Below are 23,684 nucleotides of genomic sequence, written 5' to 3'. Positions count from 1 at the left end.
TGTCCACCCTCAGGGGCGCACTCCAGTGTCCGGTACAAAACGTCACCTATGTCTCAGGTCGCTCAACCAATAATATCAGCTGCATAGAAGGAAGCCCCGCGCTGCGTGCCGGGGCTTCTTTTTTGGCGCGGCAACGCCACGGCAACATTTCTGCTGATAGAGATCAGAGCAAGGCGCGAACCGCGGCAACGAACGCTGCCTCTTCGTCCTCAATCGGCGTGGCGTTAAGGTTAGTCATGCCGTTGTAGACTTGGAATCCACCGATCGAACCGCATAGCTCCGTCGACGGGCGGCCTGCATGCAGCACCATGACGCGAGCTGTTCCATACCTCTCGCCATAGACAATCACTTGGTTGACGTCGCTGCGATCCGGGACGTTCGGAGCGGCCTTGTATTTGGCATCGATTACCAGCGACGGTTTGCCGTCCACCTCGATAATGATATCCGGTGTGGCGTCGGGGTTCTTCAGCCCTTCCTGGACCGGATCGAAGAGCAAAACCTTGGCGCCACTGTCGCCGCCCTTGTTCCCATCCTTGACCTCGATCCGACCATCGTTCGAAAGGCCATCCGCAAGCACGCGGCGCATGTATCCTTCGAAGACCTCTGCCATATTGATGAGGATTGAGGGCAGGATGGCGCCGCCGCCGCCACTCCGGATCGAAAGGCCCAAATCGAAGACGATCAGATGCGCCACCATCAATGCGTCAGCGTAGTGCTCATGGTGCACCGGTAGCCGGCGCAGATCGTCGGCGATCGCCCGGGGCGTAAGGTCCGATGGCGAAGCCCGCTGTACGTCACCCAAGCGAACCAGCGCCTTCCTTAGACGAAGCGTGCGTACTCTCTGATTTTGATCAGGCCTCCTTCCCAGCCTCTATAGTCGCGGCACATTGAGATGCGTCATGACTTGCCCGGAACGGATCGGATCGATCTTGTCTGCTTCCGCAAGCGCCCAGCGTTCCCACGTTGAAAGCGTCGCGGCGTCGATGTCCAAAGAGCCTTCTGTGATCGCACGTTGCACCCGCTCGACCAGTGCCCGAATCTTTTCGGCTTGGCGTAGCAGCTCAACGCTGGTGTGCAGGTTCTGCAGGCGTTGACGGTTGACAAGCTGCTCTTGCCGCCGCTTCTCCTGTTCCAGTCGCTGTTGTTCAGCGCGCTCTTCTGCTTCGCGCAAGCCCTTCCTGAACTTCACCTCGCCGGCAACGATGATGGCGGCCGCGATGGAAGCGATCTTTGTCTCCAGCTTGCCGTCATCGTCATCCTGCCAAGCCTCTCCAACTTCGCGATCAAAACCTGGCCTGAGCCGGAGCATCAACGGCGTTGATGCCGGAAGATCAGGCGCCGGCCTGGTTGCGCTGGCTTCATACGCTGATTGAGGCTGCGCCTGAGTGGCGCGTGCCTATCACGGCACGATCCTGCCGGGCAAATCCTCCGCGAACACCATCCGATACCCTTTTCGCGTGTCCATATACTCCCGAATCCGGCAAACCCGGGCGCCTCTCACTTCGAGGATGAAAACGTAGCCGTTCTCGTAATGGCGCCCATTGACGAGCGATGCCTTCTGCATTTGCTCATAGACGACGGTCGAGCCTTCGGCGGTGATTGAAATCACGTCGATCTCGATCCCGTTGCTGAACAGCTTTGGCAGATCGTTCAGGAGGAAGTCGGCAATGGCGTCTTGCCCAATCATATGGTCGGTCACACCCAATGCCACTGCGGTTGCGTTATCCTTGGGCGCGATCCATTCCACATCTTCGGTCAGGATGCCTCGTATTTGATCGCGGTCGAACGAGCCAAATGCCCGCCACAAGTTTGCCGCTACCGCTCTTGCGTCCATTCCTCTGCTCCTTCTTCCAACGGACCTCTGCTTGGAGTTTACTTCATCATGGGGCGATATCTGATCGCTATCCGATCAGAGTCCGGAACTGCGTTTCGGAGAGGTTTCCACCCGTGAGAATGGTGCAACAGCACCAGCGGAACGCCGCCGCTGCCGTGGCTTTCGTAATATATGTGCAGGTCATTTACTTCGACGTAACCTGTAACGGGATGTTTGCTCACTTCATTCTCCGTGCCGCTGGATTGAGCTGTGGCGGTGAGTGCCGGAACTGCAACCGTCGCAGCCGACGCTGCTAAGAATGTTCGTCTGTGCATTTCGATGTCCTTTGTCCGGATGTACGTTGATTCATTGAAATGACGGTCGGAAGACCCGCTATCTGACATTCCGGCACAGATTTCCGGGGGCCTTTGCCCATAGCGGGCAACGATCATAGGGCAGCGCGGGTGAAATCCATCACCCAATTACTTTGCCAGGTCTGGCCGCCATCCGTCGAGAAAGCCTGATCCCAGACGGCGGAATTCTTCTCGATCTTCGACCAGCGAAAGCGGACGGTCACCGGGGTATCGTTCCATTGGTCCTCGCACTGGAAAATGCCGACACCATCCCTGAAGCTGCCACGCACCGGCACATCGAGCCGATCAGGCGCCCGCGCGCAGTCCGACGCCGCGATAGGTGCCGTCGGGAGCATGGAAAACGTTGTCATCGACATTGCCGCGCCCGTCGAGCAACGGCCAGTTGACGCAGGTCCCATCGAAGGTCAGCCATTCCGTGCTGCCTGCCAGCCGTTCCTTGAGCTTGCGGTGGTGAACCGTCCAGTGGCCAACAAGCCAATCCCAATCGGTCGGGTCGGCGCGCACCTGATCATGCGTCACTTCGAGTTCCTCCATCGTTATCAGGAGTCCTTCGATAACAGCTTCACCCTGACATCCTTTGTCAGGGATTTTCTGCTAGCGTTCTTTTCATGCGAGCCCATCGTCTCCTCTCCATTCTCCTCCTGCTGCAGGTGCGCGGACGCCTGAGCGCACAGGCGCTGGCCGACGAGCTCGAGGTTTCGGTCCGCACGATTTATCGCGACGTGGATGAGTTGAGTGCAGCCGGCATTCCGATTTACGGCGACAGCGGACCGGGCGGCGGTTTCTCGCTTCTGGAAGGCTATCGGGCTGGACTGACGGGGCTGACGTCCGAGGAGGCCCAGGCGCTCTTTCTGGCCGGCTTTCCGCAGGCGACCGATCTTGCGGGCCTGGGCGAGGTGGCGGCCATGGCCAAGCTGAAGCTGCAGGCTGCCACCATGTCGCGGGGCCCGGCGGACGGTCTGGCCGATCGGATTCATCTGGACCCGACCGTCTGGTATCGGCAGCCGCCGCGGCCTCGTCACCTAGACACTGTTGCGAGGGCTACGCTCGAAGGGCAAACGCTGCATATCCGCTACGAAAGCTGGAAGAATGCGGTGACGCGCATCGTCGATCCGCTTGGCCTCGTGCTCAAGGCCGGCGTCTGGTATCTGGTGGCCGGGGCAAACGGCCATCCGCGCACCTATCGTGTTTCGGGCATTTCGGAGGCTACGGCCCTCGAAGAGCCGGCGCGAAGGCCAGCCGGCTTCGTGCTGGCCGATTTCTGGAATGCCAACCGCGAGGCGTTCGAGCGCAGTTTGAACAGGCTCTCGGCCACGATCCGTGTGGCGCCGGCGGGAATACGTCGCCTCGACATGCTCGGTAGCGCCATTGAGGATGCCGTGCGCGCGGCCGAACCCGATTGTGATGGCTGGCGGACCGCCGAGGTGCCGATCGAAAGCATCGACAACGCCGCCGAACTCTTCCTGTGGTTCGGCACCAATTTTGAAGTCGTCGCTCCGCCCGAGCTCCGGCGAAAGACGCGTGAACTCACACTGGAGATCGCGAATTCTCATAGATGAACTCCATTGGCATCGCGCTGGTTCGCCGGCGTTTTCTGGGCGGCGCGATCGGTCTGTGGTGGTGTATTTATCGTTTGCGTTGTGGGCACAGCGGCGAAACGTTCCGCGCCTGAGGGCGGCGCTAAACTGATCCGGCTGGAAAGCGCCGAAGGTATCGGCTTCCCGCATCCACCCAAAGGCAGAAGGCCCATAGTCCGCTTCCATCGCATGCTCGCGCATGGCGGAAACATCAGCCGAACTTGCTCCGCTTGACGTCGGCAAATGAGGTGACCGATCGGGCCGCGTTTGATCGCGCGCTGGCGCGCCAGGTGGAATCCGCAGTCGCGCTGCATCAACGGCGCGAGCCGCACCTATTGTTCATCGGTTGGACGGCCTGGATCGGACCATTCGGTCAAGGCTGGTCTCTCGCTATGTTGACAGGATGATCAATCCTCATTTAAATACTATTTATTGGGGAGAAACATAGTGCGAATTACCGGAATTAAGGCTCAGATCTGCAACGCGGAGATGCGGAACTGGGTCTTTGTGCGGGTCGAGACCGACGTGCCGGGGCTTGTCGGCTGGGGCGAGGCGACGCTCGAGTGGAAGACGCGCGCCGTCGTCGGCGCCATCGAGGACCTGGCGCCGCTGATCATCGGGCGCGATCCGCGAGATATCGAACAGTGCTATCAGGTGCTCACCCGCCACGGCTTCTGGCGTCTCGGCGTCATCGGCATGTCCGCCGTCAGCGGCATCGAGATCGCGCTGTGGGACATCCTCGGAAAGTCGCTGAACGTGCCGGTGTGGCGTCTTCTGGGCGGCAAATGCCGCGATCACATCCGCACCTACACGCATCTGGGCATGGGCGACATGAGCTCCGTCTACGAGACGACTGAGGAAGCGCGCTTGGTCGAGCGTGGGCGCGCCGTGGTTGACGCGGGCTACGATGCGGTGAAGGTCGTCTCCATTCCCTATTCCCACTACACCGCCTCGAACCGTGCGCTGGACTCTACCGGTAGGATGGCGATGGCGCTGCGTGAGGCGGTCGGTCCCGATGTGGATATCATGATCGATTTCCACGGGCGTCCGGCATCGGTCGCGCTGGCGCGCGATTTTATCCAGGCCGTCGCGCCGTGCCGTCCGCTTTTCATCGAGGAGCCGCTGCCGCCGGAGAATATGGCCGGTATCGCGCAGTTGACGGCATCGATGCCGGTTCATATCGCCGCCGGCGAACGCCTTATCGGTCGTCAGAATTTCATTGATGCGGTCGAGCGCCGGGCCTTCCACATTGCGCAGCCGGATATCTGCCATGTGGGCGGGCTTTCGGAAGCCAAGAAGATCGCCGCCCTGTGTGAAAGCGCCGGCATCGGCATGGCGCCGCACAACCCGCTGGGGCCGATCGCCGGTGTTGCTGCGCTGCACTTCGGTATCTCCACGCCCAATTTCATCATCCAGGAGGAAATGTCCGGCGCCGTACCCTGGTACGACAGCGTCGTTGAATGGCCCATCGAACGCCGCCCCGGCCGCTGGGATCTGCCGGAGAAGCCGGGGCTGGGCATCGAGGTCGACGAGGCCGAGATCGAGCGCCATCCCTTCGCTCCTGAGATCCTGCATGCCGCCAATGCCGTGCTGGCCGACGGCACGGTCGTGGACTGGTGAGCGCCATGGTGGATCGTCTTGCAGGCAAAATCGCACTGGTGACGGGCGCCGGCCGCGGCATTGGCGAAGCGATCGCGCGCGCCTTTGCGCGGGAGGGCGCGTCAATCGTCGTGGCCGAGCGCGACGCGGCCACCGGCGCGCGCGTGGCGCAGGAGATCGGCGGGCTGTTCGTAGAGGCGGACGTGACGGTCCAGGCGCAGGTGGAAGCTGCCGTGAAGGCCGCGGAAGAGCGCTACGGGCGGGTCGACGTGCTGGTGAACAACGCCGGCGCCAATGTCTTTCATCGCCCACATGAGATGCCGCGCAGCGAGTGGGCGCGCTGCATGGCGCTCGACCTCGAGGCCTGCTGGGCCATGGCGGAGGCCGTGCTGCCGGGCATGCGCGCGCGGCGGAACGGCGCCATCGTCAACATCGCCAGCTCACACTCCTTCAGGATCATTCCCCACACCTTTCCCTATCCGGTCGCCAAGCACGGGCTGGTGGGCCTGACGCGGGCGCTCGCGATCGAATACGCGGACGAGGGCATCCGGGTGAACGCGATAGCGCCCGGCTACATCGATACCCAGATCGCGCGCGACTACTGGGCCGGTTTTGCCGACCCGGATGCCGAACGCGCGAAGGCCGAGGCACTGCATCCCCCGCGCAGGATCGGAAAGCCGGAGGAGGTGGCCATGACCTGCGTGTTCCTCGCCTCCGACGAGGCCCCCTTCATCAACGCGGAGACCATTGTCATCGATGGAGGCCGCTCCGCGCTCTACCATGACTGAAAAGCAACCAGGGAGGAAGACATGAAATCGCTTAAAGTCTTGACCGGCATCGCCATGATGGGCGCCGCCATCGCGGTTCCCGCGCAGGCCGAGGACATCAAGATCGGCTACATCAACAAGATGGGCGACCATCCGTGGTTCGTCGCGGAGGTGGACGGCGCCCGCCAGAAGGCGGCCGAGATGGGCGCCGACTTCGTCGCCCAGGACGTCCAGTTCAACGCCGACCTGACGATCACCACGCTCGACACGATGATCGGTGACGGTGTGGACGGCATCGCCATCGTGGTTCCCGACCGCGCGCTCGGGCCGGTCGTCGCCGCAAGGGCGAAGGAGGCCGGCGTGCCGCTGGTCGCCGTCGACGACGACATCTATTTCGAGGACGAGACGCAGGTGCCCTATGTGGGCATGAACGCCCACAATATCGGGCTCAGCGTCGGTGAGAAACTGGCCGAGCTCTACAAGCAGGAGAACTGGGCCGAGGAGGGCGAGGTTCGCATCGCCTCCATCGAGGACCGCAAGGCCGACACCTGCATGCAGCGCAATCGCGGCGCCGAGGAAGCCTTCCTCGAGGCGGTCCCGGATTTCGATCCCGACAACATCGTCCGCGTGCCCTACGACAACACGATGGTCAGCTCCATCGACGCGATGACCACGACGCTGACGGCCAACCCCCAGGTCACGCACTGGATCTTCTATTCCTGCAACGATGACGGCGTTTTGGGCGCGGCGCGTGCGCTGGAGAATGCGGGCTACGGGCCGGAGCAGGGCATCGGCGTCGGCATCGACGGAAGCCGCGCCTGCGATGCTTTCGGCTCGGGAAAACCGACGGCTTTCCGCGGCACCATGTGGCTGAACTCGGAGAACCATGGCGCCCAGGCGGTGGAGCTGCTGGTCAAGAACATCCGCGACGGCGAGGAACTGCCGACCACCACCTACACGCAACCTGAATATATCTCCGCCGATAATTTCGACCTCTATGAAGAGCGTCTGTGCGGCTGACTTCGGGATCGGGGCAGGAATGCAATGTCCTGCCCCGCACCAGCATAGAGAACGCCATGCCTGACAAAGACATCATGCAACTGGACAATGTCAGCAAGCACTTCGGCAGCGTGCAGGCGCTGTCGAACGTATCGCTGACGCTGCGGGCGGGCGAGGTGCTGGCGCTGGTCGGCGAGAACGGTGCCGGCAAGTCAACACTGACGCGCATCATCGAAGGTGTGTTTCCGCCGGATAGCGGCAGCCTTTTGCTCGACGGCCAGCCAGTCGCCTTCTCCGGCCCGCGCGACGGCCATGCCGCCGGCGTGCGCGTGATCCACCAGGAACCGGAGATCATCCCCCACGTCAGCGTCGCCGAAAACATCTATCCCGGCGCGCTGCCGCACCGGAACGGCATATTTCTGGACAGGAAGACACTCTACGCCCGTGCCGGCGAGATGCTGAAGCTCTTCGGCATGGAGCGCGAACTCTCCCCCCAGCAGCACTGCGCCGGGTTGGGTCCCGCCCAACGGCAGATGATCGAGGTGATGCGTGCGGTGCACGCCGGCGGCCGCATCATCGCGTTCGACGAGCCGACCTCCTCGCTCACCGGCGAGGAGAGCCAGCGGCTGTTCGAGGTGATCCACCGGCTGCGCGGCGAGGGCGTGTCGATCATCTACATCTCGCATCGCCTGCGCGAGATCATCGATCTGGCAGACAGGATCGCCGTCTTGCGCGATGGGTGGATGATCGATGTCGTGCCCGCGGCCGAAGCGAGCGAGGAAAGCATCGCGCGCAAGATGGTCGGCCGCGACCTGACGGAGATGTTTCCCGAACGGACGCCGCCGACGGAACGGTGCGTCCTGTCCGTGCGGGGCATGTCGACCGAGCATGTCAGCGATATCTCGTTCGAGCTTCACGCGGGCGAGGTTCTGGGAATCGGCGGGCTGGTGGGCGCCGGGCGCTCGGAGCTTGCCAAGGGCGTCTTCGGATTCCACGCGAGGTTTGCGGGCACGGTGGAGGTGGACGGCAAAGCCATCCCCTCCGGCCGTCCGGGCGATGCCATTCTTGCCGGTCTCGGCTTCGCGCCGGAGGACCGCAAGGAGGAGGCGCTGCTTCTGCTGCGCTCGATCCTCGACAATGCGACGTTGTGCATTCCTGACCGGGTATCGCGCTTCGGTCTCTTCGACCGGCGCAAGGCCACCGAGATCGTTGACGGTATCGCCGAGCGGCTGTCGATCAAGGCGCCCAGCCTCAACACGCCCGTCTCCCATCTTTCGGGCGGCAACCAGCAGAAGGTCGTCCTCGCCCGTTGGCTGGCGCGCGCGCCGAAAGCGCTCATCCTCGATGAGCCCACGCGCGGCATCGACGTCGGCACCAAGAGCGAGATCTACCGCCTCATAGCCGACCTTGCGCGCAACGGCCTGGGCGTCATCGTCATATCGTCCGAAATGCCGGAGCTTCTGGGCTTGTCGGACCGCATCCTCGTGATGGCGGGTGGGCGCATTACCGCCGAACTGAAGGGCGCCGAAATGAACGAGAGCGCCATCCTGAAAGCAGCCATGAGCGCCGAGCGCGGCGCCCACGACGAAGAGGTAAGAACGGCATGAGTGCACACGCGGAAACGCCCCGGACAAGAGCAGGAGCCCGTCTGGCGGATCTGGTCGAGCGGATTGGTATCCACAATGCGAGCCTCATCCTGGCGCTGATTGCGCTATTGATCCTGTTCGGCATCCTGCGCGGCGACGTCTTCTTCTCCAGTCGCAACATTCTCAACATCGGCATGGGCGTGGCCATTCTTGGCGTGCTGGCAATCTCGCAGACGGCGGTGATCGTGTCGGGCGGGCTCGATATCTCGGTTGGTGCCATCGTCGGCCTGACGACCGTTTCCACCGCCATGGCGATCGACGCGACGGGCCTGGCGGCTGCCGGCCCGCTGGCCGGCGTGGCGATAGGGGCGGCGGCCGGTCTGTTCAATGGGCTGGTGATCACCTACGGCAGGGTGAACGCGATCATCGTCACGCTCGGCACCATGGCGATCTTCCGCGGCATTGCCTTCATCATTTCCAACGGGCAATCCATCTCGATCTTCAATGACACCTTCCGCCTTCTCGGCGTAGGCCGCTTTCTCGGCCTTCCGGCGCCCATCTGGGTGCTGATCGGGGTCGCGGTCCTGTTCTATGTGTTCCTTCACAAGAGCATCGTCGGGCGCAACATCTACGCCATCGGCGGCAATCCGGTGGTTGCGCGCCTGTCGGGAATGGATATTAAGCGCTATCGTGTCGGCATGTACGTCCTCAGCGGCATGGTCGCCGGCATCGGCGGCATACTGCTTGCGGCGCGCACCGGCTCAGGTCAGCCGATCTCGGGTTCGGAGGGGCTGGAACTGGAGGCGATCACCGCGGCCTTCCTGGGCGGTTGCGCGATGCAGGGGGCAAGGGCACGGTTATCGGGGCGCTTTTGGGCGTCGCCATTATCGGGATTCTAAACAACGGCATGATTCTGACCGGCGTTCCCACCTTCTACCAGATGCTTGCCAAGGGCAGCCTGCTGATCCTGGCCGTTCTTCTGGCCGAATACCGTTTGAACCGGAGCTGAGCGATGACGAGGCTTTCGGGCAATGGGCAGGATCGGGCGCGCCCGCGCAACCATGTCACCAGTACGCTGGCCAAGCGGATACTGTCGGGCGAGCTACAGCCGGGCCAGAAATTGCCGGCCGAGTCCCTACTGGGCGAATCCCTGGCCGTCAGCCGCACCGCGTTGAGGGAGTCCATCCGCACGCTGGCGGGCAAGGGGCTGATCGAAAGCCGCACGCGCACGGGAACCGTCGTCCTGCCGGCCGAGCACTGGAACCAGCTTGACCCGGAGCTACTGGCGTGGCGCGAGGAGCTGGAGCCGGATTTCGACTTCATCCGCGGCCTCAACGAGGCGCGGCAGGTGATCGAACCGGCGGCGGCGGGCCTGGCGGCAGAGCGGGCCACGGGCCAAGATCTCGGCAGGATCGAAGCCGCCTATGACGAGATGCGGCGTGCGTCACCCAGCGACATCGATGCCAGCGTCAAGGCGGACGAGGCTTTCCACCTTGCGGTGCTGACAGCCAGCCGCAACGCGGTTTTCATGAATTTCGGGTCGGTCATAGGCTCTGCGCTACGCCACGCCTTTCGCCTTACCACCTCGGCGTCGGAAAACTATGCCGCAACGCTCGACATGCATGGCGAGGTTCTGGAGGCGATCCGCATGCGCCGGCCCGAGGAGGCGCGGCGGCTGATGACGGGGCTGATCGCTGTTGCCAGCGACGACCTGTCGAAGGTCATTGCGCGGCGCGGAAAGGGGCGGTGAGATGCCTGCATGACTCTGGTCGACGCGGCAGAGCATGGGCATCGGTGGGGACGGCAGGGTGGCAAGGCTCCTGGAACTGAGTGATACGCACAGCCGAGTGACGGTTGCGCCGGCTCTGGGCGGTGGCCTGACCAGTTTCGACGCGAAGCTTTCGGTTTGCCTCGTTCCGGTGCTGCGGAATGCAAAGCCGGGCGCAGAGGTCTTCGGGCTTGCCAGCAACATTCTCGTTCCGTTCTCGAACCGCATATCCGGGGGCGGGTTTATCTTCGACCAGGCGTTTCACGCCGTTCCTTGCAATATCGACGGGCAGGAGTTCCCCATTCACGGCGACGCGTTCCTGCGCGAATGGAAAGTTCTGGCCGCCACACGCACCTCCGCCACGCTTTCCTTGCCCGATGGCGGTATCGGTCCCTTTCGCTACGCCGCCGAGCTGACCTACGCTCTCGAGAATGGAACTTTGCTGGCACGGGCAAGGGTGATCAACACCGGCCCGCGCCTGCCCTTCGGCGGTGGATTTCACCCGTGGTTTCCGCGCCGCGAGGGGACGGGTCTTGCATTCGACGCGACGCATGTGTGGCTGGAGGACGCGCGTCATTTGCCCACCGAACAACGGCCGATCGAGGTGGCGGCGGATTTCGACTTCCGGCGCCTGCGCGCGCTTCCGCGACGCTGGATCAACAACGCCTATACCGGCTGGCGGGGCAGTGCGACCGTCCTCCAGCCGGATCTGGGCCTGTCCGTTAAGATCACCGCGCCGGACATGGGCGTTGCCATCGTCTTCTCGCCTGATGGGGACGCGGACTTCTTCTGCTTCGAGCCTGTCACGCACGCCGTGGATGCGTTCAACCAGCAGGGCATGCCGGGGCTGCGCATATTGGAGCCAGGCGCGGAGATGGCGATGGAAATGCGCATTGCCTGGAGACCGGAAACGGTTGGAGCGGCCGGAATGGTTCCAAATAGCGTCTGGTACAACTGACAGGCGCTGCGGATCGTGATGTCAGTGAGGCGCTTTATCTCGATGACCGGAAGGCAACGGGTGGAGGTCCGAGCCGATCGCCACGACAGCCGGTGATCGGCTGCCGTGGCGCGGCCAAGCCCCAGTGTTGGTCTCTTCCAACGGTGTAGGTTGCCGGCCTTATGCCGGATCTCTCGCGAGTTCGGTAATCACGTCGAACGCGCAATTCACGTCCTCCTCGGTCGTGTCGAACTGACCCACCTGAAAGCGGATCGCGATGCCCGAGGCGACGCGGGTCTGGGTGAGGTAGATGCGCCCGTCATCGTTGATGCGGTTCACGAACTCGATCTGCGCTGAGTCGTCCGCGTCCTTCAGCCGGAAGGTAAAGAGCGAGAGCACCGGTTTCGTAACGATCTCGAAGCCCGGGCCGGCCCGCAGCCGTTCAGCCAATTCCCGGGCCCATCGCACATGGTTGCGCAGACGTGCGCGCAGCCTCTCCAGACAATAGGAGCGGATGAGGAACCAGATCTTCAGCGCCCGGTGATAGTCCGCGCGCCATTCGGCGATCCGGCTTCCCCAGCGGGCGGAGTCATCCCCAGTCAATTTCGGTCATCAGGCAATTCCCGGAGGCAGATAATGTTTGGTTTCAATGAATTCCTCGATGGCGTAGCGCGATCCCTCGCGTCCCCGACCAGAGGCTTTGACGCTTTCGAAAGGCTTGGGGAGCGGGCATTCCACGGAGCATAGTAATTAACATGTTCATTTTAGTTTCGCAACGACGCCGACCGGAACTCAGCCATCGTACGGATTGTCAATCGGACGGGGCCTTGCGCTCGGCAGGTTTCGGCAACGCGCCCACTTCGATCGGCTCGGCGAGAACCGCTTCGAGCTCGCGCAGCATCTTTTGCAGATCTGCCAGCTTCTGCGCGCCGTAGCGGCGGGTGATTTCGGCGTAGACCGCTTCCGAGTGGCTTCCGGCCATCTCTATGACCCGGCGGCCTTCCCCGCTGATGGAGATGATGCCGCGACGCATGTCCTGCTCCGAGGTGCGGCGGTGGATAAGTCCCCGTTCCTCAAGGTCTTTCAGGATGCGCGACAGGGACGGCGGCAGCAGGAAGGTCGCTTCCGCAAGGGCCATCACCTCAATGCTCTCCACGCTCATCAGGGCGCGCAGAACGCGCCATTGCTGCTCGGTAATCCCGTAAGCTTGCAGGTGCGGGCGGAAATGGCGCATCACCGCCTCCCGTGCCTTCAGCAGCGACATCGGCAGGGAGCGCGAGAAGTCGCGCAGCCGCGCGCGCGATCCTCCCTTCGGCGTCGCAACGCCCGGACCCTTGCGCTCTTCCTTGCTATTGCTCTGCTCCATGGACTCTCTCCGGATTGCGGTGCCATACTTCATGACACGGTGATAGGTCACCTGTTAACTGTTTTCTTCGGGCTTGGCCTTCGCCAGGGCCTTCCGGCAGAAGGCGCGGAAGATCTGCGCGGCGGGTGAAGCGGGTCGATCGGTTCCAGGCCAGCACGACCGGGTAGCGGCTTCCCACGTCCGCTACCGCGTCACGACCCCGGCTGCCGTCGTAGCTGACCTCCAGCGATGGTTTCTGGACGAGCGTTGTGCAGCCAAAGCCGCGCGTGGCCAGCGTGTGCGCGAGCTCGAAATTGGATGTGCGATAGGCGATGTTCGGCTGGAAGCCTGCCTGCGCAAACACCTCGAACGTGTTGCGGCGCCACCTCGAACAGGATGAAGGGTTCACCGAGCAATTCGGGAAGAAGTGGAAGCCTGCTTAAACTGCCCGATTATGCGTCGGCGCGCGGCCGCCGCCGTCGGCGACGAGCACGGCGCCGGTGACGAAGGAGGCTTCGTCGGAGGCGAGGAAGAGGCAGCAGGAGGCGATCTCGTCCGGATCAGCAACGCGGCGCAGGGCAATGCGGCCGGTCAGCGCCACGAATTCGTCTTCGGCCGTGGTGCCGTTCTGCCGGGCGGCCACCTCCATCTCGTACTGGCTCATCGGCGTGCGCACCCAGCCCGGCGCGACGGCGTTTGCCCTTATGCCGTCCGGGCCATGAGCGGAGGCGAGCGAGCGCGTGTAGGAGACGAGCGCCGCCTTGCTGGCCGAATAGGCGGCATTGACCGGGCTGGCATTGAAGGCGCCGACCGAGGCGATGTTGACAACGGCCCCGCCGCGCTCCCTGAGCAGGGGCAGGGATGCGCGGCAGACCTTCATGGCGCCGGTGACATTGACGGCGAAGCTCTTTTCCCAGATCTGGTCGGTAAGCGTCTCGGGCTCGTCCAGCATGATGATGCCGGCGGCGTTGACGAGGATATCGAGCCTGCCGCCGCAGGCATCGATGGCGCGGGCGACATCGCCACCGTCGGTAACATCGCCATGAACGGCAATGCCACCTGTTGCGACGGCAGCCTCATCCAGCGCCCCGCCGCCCAAGCCGAACAGCACGAGACTGGCGCCTTCCCTGGCAAAACGCTCCGCCGTCGCCCGGCCTATGCCGCTGGCGGCGCCCGTGATCAGCGCCGTCCGGCCGGCTAGCCGTCCGCTCATGAAAGCCCCCAGATATCTTCGATTGCATAGCCGGTCTCGGGCAGCGTCGAGCCGCCGTCGACCACGATGGTCTGGCCCGTAATATACTTGGCTTCGGGCGAGGCCAGATAGAGCATGGCGTGGGCGATGTCGTCGGCTTCGCCCATATGGCCCATGGGGATGTAACGGCTGATGGCCGCCTGCTTCTCGGGTGTCGAAAGCGTGCCGCGGCCCGGCTTGGCGATGAAGCCGGGCTCGACGCCGTTGACGGTGATGCCGTCGCGGGCAAGCTCGAAGGCGGCACCGCGCACGAAGGCGTTCACGCCGGCCTTGGCCGCCGAATAGTGCGCCCCGCCGCCCATCGCCACGCGCGAGGAGACGGAGGAGGTGACCAGAAGGCGGCCGAAGCCATTGTGCTTCATGTGCGGGATCGCGGCCTGGGTGAGCCAGACGAAGGCCTGGAGATTGATGTCCAGCGCCTCGGCAAGCTTCGCCTCGTCGAGTTCCTCGACGGAAGCCCACGGACAGCCGCCGGCATTGTGGACGAGGATGTTGAGCCCGCCTTCTTCGACCGCGATGCCGTCGACCATCTCGCGGACGGCGGAACGCGCCGTGCCGGGCCATGCGGCCGTTCGCGCCGAAAGGCCGCGCTCGCGCAGCGCGTCCGCCAGTTCCTCCGCCGGCTCGGGCGTGCGGTTGGCGATGACGACACGCGCGCCGGCCTCGGCGAAGCATGTGGCGATCGCCGCGCCTATGCCGCGTCCGCCGCCCGTGACGAGCGCGATCCAGCCCGAAAGGTCGAAAGCCATCGTCTCAGGCCACTCCCGATTTCAGCACCATATCGGTGAAGCGCTCGAAGACGGCGCCGTGCTTGTCCACGTCGGCATCCTCCGTGGCCGGACACATCAAAAGCATGGTGTGGAAGGGTGTAACGAGAATGCCCTCGTTCATGTAAAAGGTGCGCAGCAGCGTCTCAAGGTCGCCGCGCCGCGTGGCGATCACGTCGGCACCGTTGCGCGGCGGCGTCGGCGAAAACATGATCTCCACCCGGGCGCCGATCTGGGTGACGTGCCAGGGCAGGCCCCGGCTTGCAATGATATCGCGCGCGCCAGCCAACAGGCGGTCGGCGCGTCCTATCATTTTCTCGTAATTGGCCGGCGTCAGCACGTCCGCCAGGACCGCGCGCATCGTGGCGACGGTGAGGGCGTTGCCGGCCAGCGTCCCGCCGATGCCGAAATGGGCGGATTGGCGCCGGCGCGGATTGAGGTGCGGGATCTTATCCCACAGCCGGGTCGCGATCTCCTCGCTGACGCCGAAGATGCCTGCCGGAATGCCGCCGGCGATCGCCTTGCCGGCGACGAAGACATCGGGCTCGAGCCCATGAAGCCTGGTGTAGCCGCCCGGCCCGCAGGACAGCGTATGCGTCTCGTCGATGATGAGCACGGTACCGGTGCGCCGCGCCGCCTCCCGCACCGCCTCATGGAAGCCGTCGGCCGCCGGAATCATGCCGAAATTGGTCATCAGCGGTTCCATCAGGACGCAGGCGACGTCTCGCGGGGCCAGCGCGGCTTCCAGCGCCGCTGCATCGTTGAACTCGACGACCTTCGACACGCGCGCATGATCGACGCCGTTCGGGTGGATCATGTTGCGCATCTGCATGCGCCCGTCCCGCAGCTCGACATGCGCTTCCTCGACACCGCCATGATAGCAGCCCGAAAACACCAGCACCTTGTCGCGTCCGGTGATCATGCGCGCGATGCGGATGGCGCCGCGATTGGCGTCGGTGGCGGAAGTGGTCAGCGTCCAGTAGGGCAGTCCGAAGCGCCGGGTAAGTTCCTCGCCGACCCACAGGCCGTCTTCGGTGGGCATCATATGCGTGGTGCCGCGTTCAAGCTGACGGATCGCGGCGCGCGTCACCGCCTCGGACGCATGGCCGCACATGCCGCCCGTGTCGCCGAGGCAGAAATCGACGTAATCGTTGCCGTCGATGTCGCGGACATGGCAGCCGCGCGCCTCCTCGACATAGACGGGGAAACCGCCGGCCCAGCGCCGCATCCAGTGCGACGGCCCGCCATAGAGGAAATGCCGGCGGCCCTGCGCCCAGGCTCTTGCCGAGCGCGGATGGGTTTCGGCAAAGCGCGCCTGCTCGGCGTCGATGAGCTTGTCGATTGTCTGTGAAACGGTGCCGGCGGGCGCATTCATGTCAGCGATATCCACGCGGTCTTGAGATCCGTGTATTTGTCGAGCGCGTGCAGCGACTTGTCGTGGCCGTTGCCGGACTGCCTGACGCCGCCGAGCGGCACGGTGACGTCGGCGCCGCCATAGGTGTTGACGTGCACCAGGCCCGCCTTGACGGCTCGCACCATGCGGTGGGCACGGGAAAGGTCGGCCGTCCACACGGCGGAGGCCAGGCCGTAGGGCGTGGCGTTGGCGATGCATACGGCGTCGGCCTCGTCGTCGAACGGCATGACCGCCAGCACCGGGCCAAACACCTCCTCGCGCGCCAGCGTCATCTCGGGTTTTACCGCGTCGAACACGGCAGGCGCCATGTAGAAACCACCGGTCTCTTGAAGGATGCGCCGGCCTCCTGTTTTCAGGACGGCGCCTTCCGATGCGGCTTTCTCGATGTGCGAGAGATTCTTCGACAGTTGATCGGCACTGTTGATCGCACCCGCCTCGGTGGCCGTGTCGAGGGGATCGCCGACTTTCATCTTCGCGGCGATGGCGGCCACCTTCTCGGCGAAGGCCTCGTGGATGGAGCACTCCACCAGCAGGCGCGAGCCGGCCACGCAGACCTGGCCTGAATTGCGGAAGATGCCGTAGGCGGCGGTCTTGGCCGCCTGGTCCAGGTCCGGCGCGTCGGCGAAGACGATGTTGGGCGACTTGCCGCCGAGCTCCAGATAGACGCGCTTCAGGTTCGATCTGGCCGAATATTCGAGCAGCCGGCGTCCGACGCCGCCGGAACCGGTGAAGGCGAGCACGTCGACATCCATGGAAAGCCCCAGCGCCTCGCCGGCGACCGCGCCGCGGCCGGTGACAACGTTGAAGACGCCGTCGGGCAGTCCCGCCTCGGTGCAGAGCTCGGCAAGGCGCAAAAGCGTCAGCGAGGCGGTCTCCGCCGGTTTCAGCACCACCGAATTGCCGGCCGCAAGGGCGGGGGCGACCTTCCAGGCGCCGATCATCAGCGGGAAATTCCACGGCACGATGGCGCCCACCACGCCCACCGGCTCGCGATGGACGAGACCGAGCACGTTCTGCGCCGTCGGCGCGATTTCTCCGTAAACCTTGTCTACCGCCTCGGCGTAATAGCGGAAGGTACCGGCGCAGCTTCCCGGCTCCGCCTTCAGCGCCATGGCGATCTCGGTGCCGTTGTCGCGCACGCCCAGAACGGCGAGTTCCAGCGCGTGCTTCTCGATAAGATCGGCGATGCGGAGCAGCACCTTCTTGCGCTCGGCGGGGGCCGCGCGCGACCAGGCGCCCTTGTCGAAGGCCTTGCGTGCGGCTCCGACCGCGCGGTCCACGTCGGCAGCATCGGCGTCGGCGATGGTGGTGAGCCGGCTGCCGTCGATGGGGGAGACGACGTCGAGCGTGCCGCCGGCTTGTGCCGCCTGTCGTTGGCCGTTGATGAATAGTGCCTGTGGTGGCACAGCTGCATGGCGCAGGCTGTCGATCGCTGACTGGTCCATTGCTGTCTCTTTCGGTCAGGCCGCGGGTAGGTCCCGTTCCAGCGCCTCGATGGTGATTTCTTCCGCAAATCTCATTACGATCCCCCCGTCTGCTCAGGTATCGGCGGGGCTCTCCCGCTCTCGTTCTCCGCCGCCCGCCGCACCCTTATCTCCGTCCAGAAATGCAGGCCGATCACCAGCACGATCAAGGAGAAGAGGATGAAGGCGATGGGACGGTCGATGAAATCCCAGGGTGTCTTCACCCGTGCCATGGCCGTACGCAGCTTGTCTTCCATCAATGCGCCCAGCACGATGCCGAGAATGATCGGCGAGGTCGGAAGGTCCATGCGCTTGAGGATGAAGCCGAACACGCCGAAGGCGGCGGCGACCGCGCAGTCCGTCAGCGAGTTGCGCAGGCTGTAGACTCCGATCAGGCTGAAAGTGAGGACCATCATTCCCAGAAAGCGGCTTGGAATGCGCATCACCTGCATGAGCAGGTCGGTCGAGAACATCAAAAAGATGATGACCATGACGTTAAGCAGCAGCAGAGCGATATACAGCGCCAGGACAAAATCCATCTGCCCCTGGAAGAGCTGAGGCCCCGGAATGACGTTGTGGACATAGAATACGGCGAGCATCATCGCCGTCAGTTCCTCGCCTGGAATACCGAGGGCCAGAAGCGGGATCATCGCGGCGGCAGGCACCGAATTGTTTGCCGCCTCGGAGGCAACAATGCCTTCGGGATTGCCCTTGCCGAACTTCTCCGGCGTCTTCGACGTGCGCTGTGCATAGGAATAGGAGAGAAACTGCGACATGAATTCGCCGACGCCGGGGATCATGCCGCAGACGACGCCGAAGGAAGAGCCGACGGTCGCGATCCGCTTGAAATGGAACAGCTCCGCCAGGCCCTGAAAAAACCGCCCGCCGACGGCGGGGAGTTCGTAGGCTCTATCGCTCTGGATCAGGAGCAGGAAGCCCTGGCTGAGCGCGAAAAGCCCGATCACCACCACGATGAGATCGATGCCCGAGGTGAGAAAGGTGAGGCCGAAGGTGTAACGCTGGGTCAGGGCCGAGCCTTCCAGCCCCACAGTGCTCAGGAATATGCCGAAGCCCGCGAGCATCGCTGCCGGCAGGATCTGGCCGCGATGGGTCAGGACGACCAGCACGATGCCCAGCAGCGCGGCGAGGAATATCTCGCGTGCGCCGAACATGGGGGCGATCGAGGCGAGCATCGGCGCCAGAAGGATCAGGCACAGGATGGAGAAAACGCCACCAAAAAACGAGGAGGAATAGGCAAGGCTCAGCGCGCGCCGGCCCTCGCCGCGCTTCGTCATCGGGTAGCCGTCATAGGTCGTCAGCGCGTTGACGGGCGTGCCGGGCGTGTTGATGAGAATGGCCGGAATGGCGCCGCCGAACATCGAGGAGCCATAGATGCCTAATAGCGCGGTGATGCCGACGATCGGCTCCAGGGAAAAAGTCGCCGGCAGGAGGATGGCGATCGCAACCGCGGCACCGACGCCGGGCAGCGAGCCGACCATGACGCCGCCCACCGAGCCGATGAGCAGCGCCAGCATGACGTCCCAGCGGGCGAGGATTTGAAGGCTTGATAGAAGCAGATCCATCGCGTCGTCTCAGAAATAGCGAAGCATGAAATTGCGGGCGCCGGAGGGCAGGTGTTCGTAGACAGCGCCACCCGGGATCTTCACGTTCAGCGTCGTCTTGAAGAACAAGACCACCGCAAGCCCGAACAGAGCGGCAACGAGGAAGGGACGCGCAGAGCGATAGCCAGCGCGCCAGGTCAGGAACAGACAAAAGACCAGTGTCGCCAACAGATAGCCGGCATAGGGCACCGAGGCGACGTAAAGCAGATACCAGAAGACATATTCGAGCGAGGAGACCCAGACCAGCGCCTCGCGCCATCGCCCCGGCGTGCGGTTGTTGCGGCTTGTCGACCAAAGGTGCAGCGCACCGAAGATCGTCATGGTTCCCAGCCCGATCAGGGGCCACAAGCGCGGCTGCGCTGCGAAGCCCTTTCCCGGAAGCCAGGTTGTCTGGTGGCCGATCTGGCTTATGAGCAGCAGAGCCAAAGCCAGAACGAGCATGGCGAAGAGAAGCTCGCCAGGCTTGCGGGCGTTGGGGAAAACGTGCGGCTTGGCGTCTTCGTGTTCCATTGCAGCGTCAGTCTGGCAGTTGCGGGTCGGCCGGGTCGGGAAGGGGTGCAGCCTCCTGGAGGCTGCACGCACGGCCCTCTAATTGGCTTCGATCAGCCTGTTGATCTCGGCAAGCGTCGCCTTATCGGTTTTGATCTGCTCGGCGGCCGCTTCCGCGTCCTTCCAATAGATCAGGGCCCCTGTATCCGCGGCGAGCTTCTGCGCACGCTCGGACGCCATGGTCTCCCGGGCGACGGCAATTATTTTCTCGCGTACGTCCTGCGGCGTTTCCTTGCGCACGAACAGCCCGTTCCACAGGGCGAGCGCGAGGTCCGGCGCCGCCGTAGCCAGCATCGGCACATCGGGTACGACCGTCAGCGGTTCCTGGGTAATGGAAGCAATGATCTTCACCTGATCGAGACAGGGGAAAATCTGCTGGATCGTCGTGTTGATGACGTCGAAGTCTCCGGAGGCCAGCGTGTTGCAGTCGAGCGCGTCGCTCGATGCTTCCGAGCCCCACTCGAATCCAAGCGATTTGGCGGCCGCGAAGGTGGCCTGGGTCGGCACCAGGAAGGAGCCGAAATGGCCGAGGGCAACATCGTGATCTTTGGCGTACTCGGCCAGTTCCTGCATCGTCGAATAGGGCGCGTCCTTCTTCGTGGCGATGACGAACGGATAGGTCAGGAAGATGCCGAGGGGCTCGAACGTGTCCGCCTGAAGCGCCGGAATGCCCACATCGGGGCCGACCACGGGAATGTCCAACACGAATGAGCCGATCGTGTAGCCATCGGCAGGCGCGGTGGCCACGGAAACGGCGCCGGGGAAGGGGCCGCCGTCGCTAGGCTTGTTCACGACCGCCGCGGCCACACCGTATTTCTGCTGGAAATTATCGGCGATCATGCGGGTCAATACGTCCTCCAGATCGCCGGGCGGGAACGGCACCACGAAACTGACCGGCTTTTCCGGGTATTCTGCATAAGCCGGAAGGGGCGCCGTTACCGTGAGGACGGTTGCGGCAAGTGCAAGTAGCGCTGACTTCTTCATAACAGTTCCCTCTCTGTCTGCGTCTTCGACCTTGCGGCCGTGCGCATGTGGCGTTCGGGTTCATTATTTGAACCTCTATTTTGTTTATAGACTTGCAAATGACCCTTCCCTCTGTCAACGTAATTCTCATGTTAAACAGCCGGAAGGTTTCATGAGCACGGTCGGCAAGGCGATATCGCTGCTTGAGTTGTTCAGCGTGGACGAGCCGGAATTCGGACTCACCGAGATCGCGCGCAGGTCCGGATTCGACAAGGCAACCACGCGGCGCCTCCTCGTCTCGCTGGCGCAGAGCGGCTTTGTCGAGCAGGACATGGAATCGCGTTTTTACCGGCTGGGCGCAGGGCTTACGCGGCTGGCGCGCATACGCGAGGCACGGTTTCCGTTCCTGCAGACGGCACTGCCCTTCATTCGCGAGCTCGCGGCCGCCACGGTGGAAACCGTGCATCTGTCGGAGGCCAGCAACGGCGCGCTGCTGACGGTCCATGTCGAGCATCCGGCGCGTGCGAACCGGGTCAATGTCAATGTGGGCGAATATCTTCCTCTGCATTCGACCGCTTCGGGCATCGCCTACCTCGCACATGTGCGAGAATCGGTTCTGAAGGCGGCGCTGGCCGAGCCGCTCACCGCCTTTACCCGGCATACCGTGACCGATCCGGAAGCTATAGAGCAGTCGATCGGGGTTGCCCGCCGCCAGGGGTTTTCCCTCAGCGACCAGGGCTACGAGGAGGGCGTCCTCAGTGTCGCCGCCGCCATTCTCGGCACCGACGGCTATGCCATCGGCACCTTGGCGATCGCGGCACCGCTTGTCCGTACCTCCAAGGCGATGGCGGCGCAGCGCGGCAAGGCGGTGGCGGCGGCCGCGCGTGAAATTTCCGAACGGCTCAACGGCGAAGCTTTCAACGCCCTCAAAAGCAGGGCATCAGCGTGACGAGGGAGAGGGGAGACATGCAGCCACGGATCCTGATCATCGGGACCGGAGACACCAAGGCGGACGAGCTCGTTTTCATGCGCCAGAAGGTGCGGGAGGCCGGCGGCGCGCCGATCATGCTTGACGTCAGCGTGCTGGGAGATCCGCCCTATGCTCCGGAACATGACAAGCACGCGGTCGCTGCCGCCGCCGACACGACGATCCAGGCGATCATCGATTCAGGCGATGAAAACAGCGCCATGACGCTGATGGCCAGGGGCGCTTCGCACCTGGCGAAGGAGCTTTACGAGCGGGATGAGATCGACGGCGTCATCGCTTTGGGCGGCACGATGGGGACTGACCTGGCGCTCGACGTCGCGCTGGCCTTGCCGCTCGGCGTGCCGAAGTTCGTGGTCTCTACCATCGCCTATTCGCATCTCATCCCGCCGGAGCGCATCGCCACCGATTTGATGATGATCCTGTGGGCCGGCGGGCTTTATGGACTCAACTCCACCTGTAAGGCGGTGCTGTCGCAGGCCTGCGGCGCGGTGGTGGGCGCCGCGCGTGTCGGCGTCCGGCCAAGCCGGGAGCGGCCGGTGGTGGCCATCAGCTCGCTGGGCAAGAGCTGCCTCAATTACATGGTGGCGCTGAAACCCGAACTGGAAAGGCGCGGCTACGAGGTCGTCATCTTCCACACCACGGGCATGGGCGGCCGGGCGCTGGAGGCGATCGCCGCGCAGCGCGGCTTCGCCGCGGTGATGGATTTCAGCCTGCAGGAGCTGGCGAACCACCTGGCCGATTCGGTTGTCACCTCTGGCGCCGACCGGCTGGAGAATGCCGGCCGCGCCGGCGTGCCGCAGATCGTGGCGCCCGGCGCCATCGATATGGTGGATTTCCCCACCTGGCAGCCGGTGCCGGAGCGTTTTTCCGACCGGCCCTATCACGCTCACAACCGCTTGCTTGCCTCCGTCACCAGCGACGGAGAAGCGCGGCGCGGCATCGCGCGGGCCATCGGCGCCAAGCTGGAAAAGGCCGAGGCGGCGGCTGCCTTCATTCTGCCGGCGGGCGGCATCCAGGAGTGGGACCAGGAAGGCGAGCCGCTCCATGAGCCGGAGGCGCTTTCGGCCTTCGTCGACGAAATGCGGCGGGCCGTGCCCGCCAACGTTGAATTCCACGAGATTCCGGACCACATCAACAGCCCGGCCTTTGTCGAAAAGGCGCTTTCGATCTTCGACGAATGGGTTGCCCAAGGCGTGGTTCCGCTCGGCGCCACAGAGGAGCGCGCCACGGCATGAGCCGCCCTCAGGCCCTCGTTCTCGATTTCGGCGGCGTGGTCACGCGCACCCTGTTCGAAACGCATGAATTGACCGAAGCTGCCCTCGGCCTGCCCGCCGGCACGCTGACCTGGCGCGGGCCCTTCGCGCCGGAGACGGACCCGCTGTGGCAATCCATGCAGGCCGACGCGATCAGCGAGCGCGATTACTGGCACGCGCGCACGCGCGAAGTGGGAAAGCTCGTGGGCGAGGACTGGGAGCGCATGGAGACCTTCGTCCAGCGCGCCCGCGGTGCCGAGCCGGAAGCCGTGGTGCGGCCGGAGGCGGAACGCGCCATCCGCATCGCGCATTCGGCGGGCATAAGGCTGGCCGTTCTGTCCAACGAGCTCGACCTCTTCTACGGCGCGGATTTCCGCAAACGCCTGCCGCTGCTGTCGCTCTTCGAGGTCATCGTCGACGCCACCTACACCGGCATATTGAAGCCCGACCCGCGCGCCTATGCGGCCGTGACGGAGACGCTGGGTCTTCCGGCCGCGGCCTGCGTCTTCGTCGACGACCAGCAGCGCAATATCGACGGCGCGGCTGCCGCAGGAATGTGCGCCGTCCGTTTCGACGTCCGTGAGCCGGAAAAATCCTATGCCGAGGCGCTGGACCGTTTCGGCCTCGTCTTGCAGGCATGACAGACAG

General features: G+C 64.0%; 26 protein-coding genes. 11 read left to right on the top strand and 15 right to left on the bottom strand.

What is annotated here, in order from left to right; translation table 11 throughout:
* Positions 1–163: 163 nt before the first annotated feature.
* From NTH_RS07335 to NTH_RS07315, 6 genes are all read right to left on the bottom strand, one after another.
* Positions 164–727, bottom strand: coding sequence for a 5-methylcytosine restriction system specificity protein McrC (locus NTH_RS07335; protein ID WP_338529411.1), 564 nt, complete (start codon positions 725–727; stop codon positions 164–166).
* Between the two features lie 144 nt (positions 728–871).
* Entirely contained in the window at positions 872–1,312 is a 441-nt protein-coding gene (locus NTH_RS07330; protein ID WP_338529410.1) for a hypothetical protein, read from the bottom strand.
* An 87-nt stretch (positions 1,313–1,399) separates the two neighbouring features.
* A complete protein-coding gene (locus tag NTH_RS07325; RefSeq protein ID WP_338529409.1) occupies positions 1,400–1,834 on the bottom strand; it encodes a nuclear transport factor 2 family protein in 435 nt (144 codons plus the stop codon).
* A gap of 38 nt (positions 1,835–1,872) precedes the next feature.
* Complete coding sequence (locus NTH_RS23115) at positions 1,873–2,148, bottom strand: twin-arginine translocation signal domain-containing protein (RefSeq protein ID WP_422392428.1); 276 nt, start codon at positions 2,146–2,148, stop codon at positions 1,873–1,875.
* 113 nt (positions 2,149–2,261) lie between these two features.
* Positions 2,262–2,522: a hypothetical protein gene (locus NTH_RS07320; RefSeq protein ID WP_338529408.1), complete on the bottom strand. Its 261-nt coding sequence runs from the start codon at positions 2,520–2,522 to the stop codon at positions 2,262–2,264.
* Positions 2,473–2,721 carry a hypothetical protein gene (locus tag NTH_RS07315; RefSeq protein WP_338529407.1) on the bottom strand — a complete coding sequence of 83 codons (249 nt, stop codon included), beginning with the start codon at positions 2,719–2,721 and terminating at the stop codon, positions 2,473–2,475. Before NTH_RS07315 ends, NTH_RS07320 begins: the two co-directional genes overlap by 50 nt.
* A gap of 74 nt (positions 2,722–2,795) precedes the next feature.
* On the opposite strand from NTH_RS07315, the gene NTH_RS07310 reads away from it, so the two are divergent.
* From NTH_RS07310 to NTH_RS07275, 8 genes are all read left to right on the top strand, one after another.
* Positions 2,796–3,746 carry a helix-turn-helix transcriptional regulator gene (locus NTH_RS07310; protein ID WP_338529406.1) on the top strand — a complete coding sequence of 317 codons (951 nt, stop codon included), beginning with the start codon at positions 2,796–2,798 and terminating at the stop codon, positions 3,744–3,746.
* Between the two features lie 465 nt (positions 3,747–4,211).
* Complete coding sequence (gene dgoD / locus NTH_RS07305; RefSeq protein WP_338529405.1) at positions 4,212–5,384, top strand: galactonate dehydratase; 1,173 nt, start codon at positions 4,212–4,214, stop codon at positions 5,382–5,384.
* A 5-nt stretch (positions 5,385–5,389) separates the two neighbouring features.
* The gene (locus NTH_RS07300; RefSeq protein ID WP_338529404.1) at positions 5,390–6,151 is read left to right on the top strand and encodes an SDR family oxidoreductase; all 762 of its coding nucleotides are present in this window, start codon (positions 5,390–5,392) and stop codon (positions 6,149–6,151) included.
* Between the two features lie 21 nt (positions 6,152–6,172).
* Entirely contained in the window at positions 6,173–7,150 is a 978-nt protein-coding gene (locus NTH_RS07295) for a substrate-binding domain-containing protein (protein WP_338529403.1), read from the top strand.
* Positions 7,151–7,206: 56 nt separating this feature from the next.
* Complete coding sequence (locus NTH_RS07290; protein WP_338529402.1) at positions 7,207–8,736, top strand: sugar ABC transporter ATP-binding protein; 1,530 nt, start codon at positions 7,207–7,209, stop codon at positions 8,734–8,736.
* Positions 8,733–9,614 (top strand): ABC transporter permease, encoded by an 882-nt coding sequence (locus NTH_RS07285; RefSeq protein ID WP_338529401.1) that lies wholly within the window; start codon positions 8,733–8,735, stop codon positions 9,612–9,614. The genes NTH_RS07290 and NTH_RS07285 overlap by 4 nt, the downstream gene beginning before the upstream one ends.
* A 113-nt stretch (positions 9,615–9,727) precedes the next feature.
* Positions 9,728–10,465, top strand: a complete 738-nt coding sequence (locus NTH_RS07280; protein ID WP_338529400.1) for a FadR/GntR family transcriptional regulator — start codon at positions 9,728–9,730, stop codon at positions 10,463–10,465.
* 34 nt (positions 10,466–10,499) lie between these two features.
* Positions 10,500–11,441 carry an aldose 1-epimerase gene (locus NTH_RS07275; protein WP_338529399.1) on the top strand — a complete coding sequence of 314 codons (942 nt, stop codon included), beginning with the start codon at positions 10,500–10,502 and terminating at the stop codon, positions 11,439–11,441.
* A gap of 159 nt (positions 11,442–11,600) precedes the next feature.
* Here NTH_RS07275 and NTH_RS07270 read toward each other — a convergent pair whose 3' ends face one another.
* The 9 genes from NTH_RS07270 to NTH_RS07230 form a co-directional block, all read right to left on the bottom strand.
* Positions 11,601–12,023 carry a pyridoxal-dependent decarboxylase gene (locus NTH_RS07270; RefSeq protein ID WP_338529398.1) on the bottom strand — a complete coding sequence of 141 codons (423 nt, stop codon included), beginning with the start codon at positions 12,021–12,023 and terminating at the stop codon, positions 11,601–11,603.
* A 208-nt stretch (positions 12,024–12,231) separates the two neighbouring features.
* Positions 12,232–12,786 carry a homoprotocatechuate degradation operon regulator HpaR gene (hpaR, locus tag NTH_RS07265; protein ID WP_338529397.1) on the bottom strand — a complete coding sequence of 185 codons (555 nt, stop codon included), beginning with the start codon at positions 12,784–12,786 and terminating at the stop codon, positions 12,232–12,234.
* A 418-nt stretch (positions 12,787–13,204) separates the two neighbouring features.
* Positions 13,205–13,978 (bottom strand): SDR family NAD(P)-dependent oxidoreductase, encoded by a 774-nt coding sequence (locus NTH_RS07260; RefSeq protein ID WP_338529396.1) that lies wholly within the window; start codon positions 13,976–13,978, stop codon positions 13,205–13,207.
* Entirely contained in the window at positions 13,975–14,766 is a 792-nt protein-coding gene (locus NTH_RS07255; RefSeq protein WP_338529395.1) for an SDR family oxidoreductase, read from the bottom strand. The genes NTH_RS07260 and NTH_RS07255 overlap by 4 nt, the downstream gene beginning before the upstream one ends.
* Before the next feature lie 4 nt (positions 14,767–14,770).
* Complete coding sequence (locus NTH_RS07250; RefSeq protein WP_338529394.1) at positions 14,771–16,159, bottom strand: transaminase; 1,389 nt, start codon at positions 16,157–16,159, stop codon at positions 14,771–14,773.
* Positions 16,156–17,643, bottom strand: coding sequence for an aldehyde dehydrogenase (locus NTH_RS07245; protein WP_338529393.1), 1,488 nt, complete (start codon positions 17,641–17,643; stop codon positions 16,156–16,158). The genes NTH_RS07250 and NTH_RS07245 overlap by 4 nt, the downstream gene beginning before the upstream one ends.
* 74 nt (positions 17,644–17,717) lie before the next feature.
* A complete protein-coding gene (locus NTH_RS07240; protein WP_338529392.1) occupies positions 17,718–19,244 on the bottom strand; it encodes a tripartite tricarboxylate transporter permease in 1,527 nt (508 codons plus the stop codon).
* Positions 19,245–19,253: 9 nt separating this feature from the next.
* A complete protein-coding gene (locus tag NTH_RS07235; protein ID WP_338529391.1) occupies positions 19,254–19,793 on the bottom strand; it encodes a tripartite tricarboxylate transporter TctB family protein in 540 nt (179 codons plus the stop codon).
* A 78-nt stretch (positions 19,794–19,871) separates the two neighbouring features.
* Complete coding sequence (locus NTH_RS07230) at positions 19,872–20,816, bottom strand: tripartite tricarboxylate transporter substrate binding protein (protein WP_338529390.1); 945 nt, start codon at positions 20,814–20,816, stop codon at positions 19,872–19,874.
* Positions 20,817–20,967: 151 nt separating this feature from the next.
* Between NTH_RS07230 and NTH_RS07225 the strand changes: the two genes are divergently transcribed.
* The 3 genes from NTH_RS07225 to NTH_RS07215 are packed head-to-tail and all read left to right on the top strand — an operon-like array spanning position 20,968 to position 23,677.
* Positions 20,968–21,744, top strand: coding sequence for an IclR family transcriptional regulator (locus NTH_RS07225; RefSeq protein WP_338529389.1), 777 nt, complete (start codon positions 20,968–20,970; stop codon positions 21,742–21,744).
* A 17-nt stretch (positions 21,745–21,761) separates the two neighbouring features.
* Positions 21,762–23,018 (top strand): Tm-1-like ATP-binding domain-containing protein, encoded by a 1,257-nt coding sequence (locus tag NTH_RS07220; protein ID WP_338529388.1) that lies wholly within the window; start codon positions 21,762–21,764, stop codon positions 23,016–23,018.
* Positions 23,015–23,677, top strand: a complete 663-nt coding sequence (locus NTH_RS07215; RefSeq protein WP_338529387.1) for an HAD family hydrolase — start codon at positions 23,015–23,017, stop codon at positions 23,675–23,677. The genes NTH_RS07220 and NTH_RS07215 overlap by 4 nt, the downstream gene beginning before the upstream one ends.
* Positions 23,678–23,684 lie beyond the last annotated feature (7 nt).

The organism is Nitratireductor thuwali (assembly GCF_036621415.1).
Lineage (GTDB): Bacteria > Pseudomonadota > Alphaproteobacteria > Rhizobiales > Rhizobiaceae > Chelativorans > Chelativorans thuwali.
Note: the sequence above shows the minus strand (reverse complement) of the source record. Positions and strands in the feature narration are given on the sequence as shown.